The organism is Aquabacterium sp. (assembly GCF_050725395.1).
GTDB lineage: Bacteria > Pseudomonadota > Gammaproteobacteria > Burkholderiales > Burkholderiaceae_C > Aquabacterium.
Window position 1 is genome coordinate 42,916 of record NZ_JBOHHL010000035.1, and the last position, 6,556, is coordinate 49,471.

Sequence of the window (6,556 nt, forward strand, 5' to 3'; positions counted from 1 at the left end):
CGTCAGCGGATGGGGGGCACGTACATCAGGCCGCCCTGGCTCCAAAGCCTGTTCGGTCCGCGCGGCAGCTTCAGCAGCGACTTGGCGCCGACGTTGCGCTCGTAGACCTCGCCATAGTTGCCCACGGTTTTGACGATGCGGTAGGACCAGGCCTTGTCCAGGCCCAGCAGCTTGCCCATGTCCTCGCCCGTGCCCACGAAGCGCTGGATCGACGGCGAGTTGCTGGTGCGGAAACTGTCGATGTTGCCTTGGGTCAAGCCCAGCTCCTCCGCCTCAAGCAAGGCGAACACGGTCCACTTGACGATGGCGAACCATTCGTCGTCGCCGCGCCTGACCAGGGGCCCCAGAGGCTCCTTCGAGATCAACTCGGGCAGGATCATGTAGTCCTCCGGGTGAGACGCTTCCTTGTTCAGCAGGATGGCCAGGCCCGAGGCGTCGGTGGTGTACGCCTGGCAACGGCCCGAGAAAAAGGCCTTGAAGGCGGCCTCGAAGGAATCGTAGACCACGGGCTTGAAAGGCACGCCTTGCGACCGTGAGAAGTCCGAGAGGTTCTTCTCGGTGGTGGTGCCCGACTGGATGCACACCTGAGCGTTGCGCAGCTGCCGGGCGCTGCTGACCTTGAGTTTCTTGGGCACCAGGAAACCCTGCCCGTCGTAGTAGGTGACCGCCGCGAAGTGGAACCCCAGTGAAGCATCGCGGGTCAAGGTCCAGGATGTGTTGCGCGACAGAAGATCCACCTGCCCCGATTGCAGCGAGGTGAAGCGCTGCTGCGAATTGAGCGGCACGAAGTTGACCTTGTCGCCATCGCCCAGCACGGCGGCGGCCAAAGCCCGGCAAACATCCACGTCCAGGCCGGTCCAGCGCCCTTGGCTGTCAGGCGCTGAGAACCCGGCCACGCCGGTGCTGACGCCGCATTGCACCTTGCCGCGTTCTCGGATGGCGTCCAGGGTCTTGCCCGCCCAGGCGGGCAGGGCCAAGGTCAGCCCCAGGGCGGCCAGGATGACGCGCTGGCGCAGGCTTGTGTGGCGCAGCAGACTCATTTCTTCGCCTTCGCCTTCGCCTTGCAGTTGACCGGCAGGAAGGCCTCGGGAATGTCGGTCTTGTCCAAGCCCTTGAGGGTCATTTTGTCGGGGGCTTCGGCGTGCCCGCACACCCAGGTGACGGGCACGATCTGTGCGTCTTCGATCACCGCCGGGCGCAGGGTCAGCACCTTGCCCTTGATGGTGGTGTTGACACGGTTGCCAAAGGTGATGTGGATGGCGCCATCGGCGACGGCAATGGCGCTGACCATGTTGTTGACGATCTTGTCGGCACTGGGCAGGCCGGCGGCGGCGTTGTCGGCGGGGAGCGCCTTAGTGGTGGCCCAGGCGCTGGCCACCGGAGGCTTGGCCACGGCCGCCAGCGCGACACCTTCGGCAATTTGCTCACGGATGACCTTGCCCTGGTAGCTGGGCATGGCGATCAGGGCCAGGATGGCGATGATCGCGATGACGACCAACACTTCGATCAGGGTGAAGCCGCGCTGTGCCTGGGTCATGGTGGGGATGCTGTTCCGTGCGTTGCTGGTCCGGCCATTGTGCCAAGCCTCGGGGCACTCACGCTTTACCTGGCTGACCTTTCGGCGCATCTTCCATGATGCGTCGGCCAGTTCGCGTTCGGTCCGGTCATGCTCGGCGCGCTCCAGCGCATGCCCGATCTGCTCGACGATGTCTTCTTCCGTCCAGGGCTTGACCAGATACCGGAAGGACGCGGCACTCAAAACCATGCGCACCACGTGAGGCTGGATCTCTCGCGCCTGCCGCAGGAACTCGAAGCCACGGCCCGAAATCCGTGGTCTGGTGGCCGCAGATATACTGCGCACCATGCGCCGTTGGATCGCCCTTTTCCTGCTGATGCTTTTGCCGCTCCAGGCCATCTGGGCGGCGGCTGAGCCTTATTGCCAGCATGAACATGGCGCGGCTGCGCACCACGTGGGCCACCATGTCCACGATCACCATGACGACGATGGCGCAAAGGATCCTGCCAAGGGTTCGCCATGGCAGGACCACGACCACCATTGCTGTGCGTCGCTGAGCCTGCTGCCGTCCAGCCTACCCATGATGGGCGCCTTGCCGCCCGCGGACCTCGTGGCCTCGCCACTGGCCATTTATGCGCGTGGCTTGGCCTCGCGCATCGAACGCCCTCAGTGGCCAAGCTCGCTCTGACCCGGCGAGACAGGCCGCCACTGCCCATTTTTGTTTGAGCAATTTGCTCGCTGAAAACCGTCAAAGGTTTTCAGCAGGCCTGTTCGCCGAATTCATCCCTGCGGTTTGCTGGAGAGTTCGATGCGACGGATTGATGTCATGGCGACAGCGCGTTCATGCTGCGCGGCCTTGTGGTTGGCGGGTTCATGGTCATGGGTCGGGGCCCAGGAGGCAAACGCCGTCCTGACCTTCGAGTCAGCCTGGGACCTGGCCTTGCGGAGCCACCCTGATTTGCGAGCCTCGGCGCTCGAACGCGAGGCGGCAGAAGGCGCGACCCGTCAGGCGGGCGCCTGGCCCAACCCCGAGTTGTCGGCCTTGCTGGAAGACACCCGGCGCGAGACCCGCACCACCACCTGGCAGGTGAGCCAACCCATCGAGTTGGGCGGCAAACGCGCCGCGCGGGCCAGGGTGGCTCACTCGGCTCAGCAACAGGCGGAGTCGGACCTGTTGGCCCGCCAAGCTCAGGTCAAGGCCCAGCTGCTGGTGGCGTTCAGGGGGCTGGCCGTGGCGCAGGAAAAACGCCGGTTGGCGGATGAATTGGGCCGCCTGGCCTCGCGGGCCAGGGAGGTGGTCTCCAAGCGGGTGGCATCGGGCAAGGTGTCGCCGGTGGAAGAGGTCAAGGCCAAGGTCGCCGAAGCACAGTCGCGTTCGGCCCTGGCTGGCGTTCATGGCGAATGGCGGGTGGCCAGGCAACAACTGGTCATGGCCTTGGGGGATCCCACCCTCTCGTTCGACAAGATCGATGGCCACCTTGAACAACTCCCCTCTTTGCTGGCCTGGGCGGGGATCGATGCCCGCATCGCGGCATCGCCCGCTTTGTCCAGGGCCCGGCAGGAAATCCAGCGCCGTGAAGCCCTGACCGAGGTCGAGCGGGCCAAAGGCACCCCGGATGTGACCGTGAGCCTCGGCGTCAAGCGCGACCAGCAAGTCGGGCACACGCAACCATTGCTGGGTGTCAGCCTGGCCTTGCCCCTGTTCGACCGGCGGCAGGGTGCCTTGCTGGAAGCCAGCCGCCTGGAAGACAAAGCCCGCGCCGAGCAAGACGCCTTGCAAGCCAAGTTGACCGCACAGGCCACCGAAGCCTTCGAGCAGTTGAGCACCGCGCTGGCGCTGGTCCAAGCTTTGCGCGAGGAAGTGCTGCCTGGGGCTCGCCAGGCCTTGGAGGCCGCCACCAAGGGCTACGACATGGGCAAGTTCGGGTTCATGGACATGCTCGATGCCCAGCGCACCTTGTTCGATGCCGAAACACAGGCCCTGGCTGCCACCGCACAAGCGTTCCGCGCCGACGCGCGCCTGCTCGAATTGTTGGGCGATGTCGTCACCACACCATGATGAAGACTTCCATGAAAAAACACCCCTCCTGGCTGGCGATCCTGGCCGTGGTCATCCTGGGCGTGGCCCTGGCCTGGGCCATTCTGCAAAAAGGCAAGCCCGCGGCGGAGCGCGACGAACACGGGCACGGCGAGCATGAAGCCGCGTCGGAACACGCCCCGCCCAAAGGTCCGCATGGCGGTCGGCTGTTCAAGGCTGGCAGCTATGGCCTGGAGATCACGATCTTCGAGGATGGCGTCCCTCCCGAATTCAGGCTGTATGCCTTCTTGGATGGCAAGCCACTGCCGCCCACGGCCAGCACCGTGCAAGTCACCTTGGAGCGCCTGGGCCGGCCTGCCCAACTGATCCGTTTCAAGCCACAAGGCGACCACTTGCTGGGCGACGCCGCCGTGTCCGAACCGCACTCCTTCAAGGTGACCATCGAAGCCTTGCACGACGGCAAAACCCACCGCTTCGCGTACGAACAAATAGAAGCCCGGGTCACCATGAGTGATGCGCAATTGAAAGAGGCGGGCATCGGCCTGGCGGTGGCCGGGCCAGCGCGCATCGACAGCCAGCTGGCCTTGCTCGGGCAGGTCCACTACAACGGCGACCGGACCGTGCAGGTGGTCCCACGCCTGGCGGGTCTGGTCGAGAGCGTGTCGGTCAACGCGGGTGACCTGGTGCGCAAGGGGCAGGTGCTGGCTGTGATGTCCAGCCCATCCCTGGCCGACCTGCGCGCCGAAGGCTTGGCCGCGCAAAGGCGCTTGGCGCTGGCCCGGTCCACGCACGAGCGCGAGAAAAAATTGTGGGAAGAAAAGATCTCGGCCGAACAGGACTACCTGCAGGCGCGCGTGGCTTGGCAAGAGGCCGAGATCGCCGAGCAACGCCTTCGCCAGAAGCTGGCCCACCTGGGCATCGCCTTGGCCGGGGGCGGCAACTTGACAGGCTTTGAACTTCGATCCCCGATCGACGGTGTCGTGACCGACAAGCGCATTTCGGTGGGCCAATCGCTGGGCGAGGCCGACACGGTGTTCACGGTGTCGGACCTGTCCACGGTGTGGGTCGATGTGCCCGTGGCCGCCCAGGACCTCGCGGCGGTGCGCACAGGGCAAACGGTGCGGGTGAAGGCTTCGGCTTTCGACGCCCAGGCTGCCGGTGTCATCACCCATGTGAGCGCTCTGCTGGGCGAGCAGACCCGCACGGCCACGGCCAGGATCGTGTTGAAGAACCCGGATGGGCTGTGGCGGCCCGGCTTGCCCGTGCAGGTGGACGTGACCGCGGGCCAGGCCGAGGTGCCGGTGGCCGTGCGGCTTGATGCGATTCAGACCTTGCGAGACTGGCAGGTCGTGTTCGGCCGCTACAGCCAGCACCTGGAAGCCCGACCGCTGGAACTGGGCCGCCGCGACGACCGATTCGTCGAAGTGCTGAGCGGGCTGAATGCTGGCGAACATTACGCGGCTGGCAACAGCTTCGTGATCAAGGCCGAGCTCGGCAAGGCGGGGGCCAGCCATGACCATTGAACGCCCATCCCTGTTCGAACGCACATTGCAAGGGGTCATCGACCAGCGCTGGCTGGTGCTGCTGGCCACGCTGGCCATGGCCGCCCTGGGTGTGTTCAGTTACCAGCAACTGCCCATCGACGCCGTGCCGGACATCACCAATGTGCAGGTGCAGATCAACACCGAGGCGTCGGGCTATTCACCGCTTGAGGCCGAGCAGCGCGTGTCCTTGCCCCTCGAGGGCAGTGTGGCCGGGTTGCCGGGGCTGCAGGAGGTTCGCTCGCTGTCACGCTATGGCCTGTCGCAAGTGACCGTGGTGTTCAAGGATGGCACCGACTTGTACTTCGCCCGGCAACTGGTCAGCGAGCGGATTCAAGAGGCGCGCGGCAAGCTCCCCACGGGCCTGGCGCCCTCGCTGGGGCCCATCGCCACGGGCCTGGGCGAGATTCACATGTGGACCGTGGAGGCCCAGCCCGGCGCGCTCAAAGCCAATGGTCAGCCTTACACGCCCATGGATTTGCGTGAGGTCCAGGACTGGATCATCAAGCCGCAACTCCGCAACGTGCCCGGCGTGACCGAGATCAACACCATCGGCGGTCATGCCAAGGAATTCCAGGTGGCCCCAGACCCCGCCAAGCTGGTGGCCCATGGCCTGAGCCTGGAAGACCTCGTCTTGGCGCTGAAGCGCAACAACGCCAATGTGGGTGCCGCATACATCGAGCGTCACGGCGAGCAATACCTGATCCGGGCACCAGGGCAGGTGCAAGGCCTGGACGACATCGGCCGCATCGTGGTCAGGCACACGCAAGGGGCGACCTTGCGCATCCGGGACGTGGCCGAGGTCTTGCTGGGCCAGGATCTGCGAACCGGCGCGGCCACCGAGAATGGCCAGGAAGTGGTGCTGGGCACCGCCTTCATGCTCGTGGGCGAGAACAGCCGTGCAGTGTCTCGGGCCGTGGATGAGCGACTCAGGCAGGTCAACACCAGCTTGCCGGCCGGGGTGATCGCGAAAACGGTCTACGACCGCACGGTGCTGGTCGACAAGGCCATTGCCACCGTCAAGCAAAACCTGCTGGAAGGCGCGGTGCTGGTCATCGTGATCCTGTTCGCCTTCCTGGGCAATGTCCGCGCAGCCTTGATCACGGCCATGGTGATTCCACTGGCCATGCTTTTCACCTTCACCGGCATGGTGGCCCAGCAGGTCAGCGCCAACCTGATGAGCCTGGGGGCGCTGGACTTCGGCATCATCATCGATGGCGCCGTGGTGATCGTGGAAAACTGCGTGCGTCGCCTGGCCCATGCGCAAGCCCAACGCGGCCGGCTTTTGACCCAGGCCGAGCGCTTCCACGAGGTGTTCGCCGCGGCCCAGGAAGCGCGCCGACCGTTGCTGTTCGGGCAGCTCATCATCATGGTGGTCTACCTGCCCATCTTTGCCTTGACCGGGGTGGAAGGGAAGATGTTCCACCCCATGGCTTTCACCGTGGTCGCGGCCTTGCTGGG

At 65.2% G+C, this 6,556-nt stretch carries 6 protein-coding genes; 4 read left to right on the forward strand and 2 right to left on the reverse strand.

The genetic code is table 11. The features are described from left to right. Positions 1-2 precede the first annotated feature (2 nt). Positions 3-1,040: an amino acid ABC transporter substrate-binding protein gene (locus tag ACREB4_RS17690; protein WP_431589560.1), complete on the reverse strand. Its 1,038-nt coding sequence runs from the start codon at positions 1,038-1,040 to the stop codon at positions 3-5. Next, complete coding sequence (locus tag ACREB4_RS17695; protein ID WP_431589561.1) at positions 1,037-1,864, reverse strand: pilin; 828 nt, start codon at positions 1,862-1,864, stop codon at positions 1,037-1,039. Before ACREB4_RS17695 ends, ACREB4_RS17690 begins: the two co-directional genes overlap by 4 nt. On the opposite strand from ACREB4_RS17695, the gene ACREB4_RS17700 reads away from it, so the two are divergent. The 4 genes from ACREB4_RS17700 to ACREB4_RS17715 all read left to right on the forward strand — a co-directional run. Beyond that, positions 1,863-2,204, forward strand: coding sequence for a DUF2946 family protein (locus ACREB4_RS17700; protein ID WP_431589562.1), 342 nt, complete (start codon positions 1,863-1,865; stop codon positions 2,202-2,204). The genes ACREB4_RS17695 and ACREB4_RS17700 overlap by 2 nt on opposite strands. A 138-nt stretch (positions 2,205-2,342) precedes the next feature. Further along, complete coding sequence (locus tag ACREB4_RS17705; protein ID WP_431589563.1) at positions 2,343-3,575, forward strand: TolC family protein; 1,233 nt, start codon at positions 2,343-2,345, stop codon at positions 3,573-3,575. A gap of 11 nt (positions 3,576-3,586) precedes the next feature. Then, the gene (locus ACREB4_RS17710) at positions 3,587-5,077 is read left to right on the forward strand and encodes an efflux RND transporter periplasmic adaptor subunit (RefSeq protein WP_431589564.1); all 1,491 of its coding nucleotides are present in this window, start codon (positions 3,587-3,589) and stop codon (positions 5,075-5,077) included. Further along, positions 5,067-6,556, forward strand: a 1,490-nt coding sequence (locus ACREB4_RS17715) for a CusA/CzcA family heavy metal efflux RND transporter (RefSeq protein WP_431589565.1), incomplete at its 3' end; no start/stop codon positions are given. The genes ACREB4_RS17710 and ACREB4_RS17715, both read left to right, overlap by 11 nt.

Excerpts from the sequence above, each read along its gene's own strand:
- ACREB4_RS17705 (WP_431589563.1), top strand. The coding sequence starts at position 2,343 with ATGGCGACAGCGCGTTCATGCTGCGCGGCCTTGTGGTTGGCGGGTTCA.
- ACREB4_RS17710 (WP_431589564.1), top strand. The coding sequence starts at position 3,587 with ATGAAAAAACACCCCTCCTGGCTGGCGATCCTGGCCGTGGTCATCCTG.
- ACREB4_RS17695 (WP_431589561.1), bottom strand. The coding sequence starts at position 1,864 with ATGGTGCGCAGTATATCTGCGGCCACCAGACCACGGATTTCGGGCCGT.
- ACREB4_RS17690 (WP_431589560.1), bottom strand. The coding sequence starts at position 1,040 with ATGAGTCTGCTGCGCCACACAAGCCTGCGCCAGCGCGTCATCCTGGCC.
- ACREB4_RS17700 (WP_431589562.1), top strand. The coding sequence starts at position 1,863 with ATGCGCCGTTGGATCGCCCTTTTCCTGCTGATGCTTTTGCCGCTCCAG.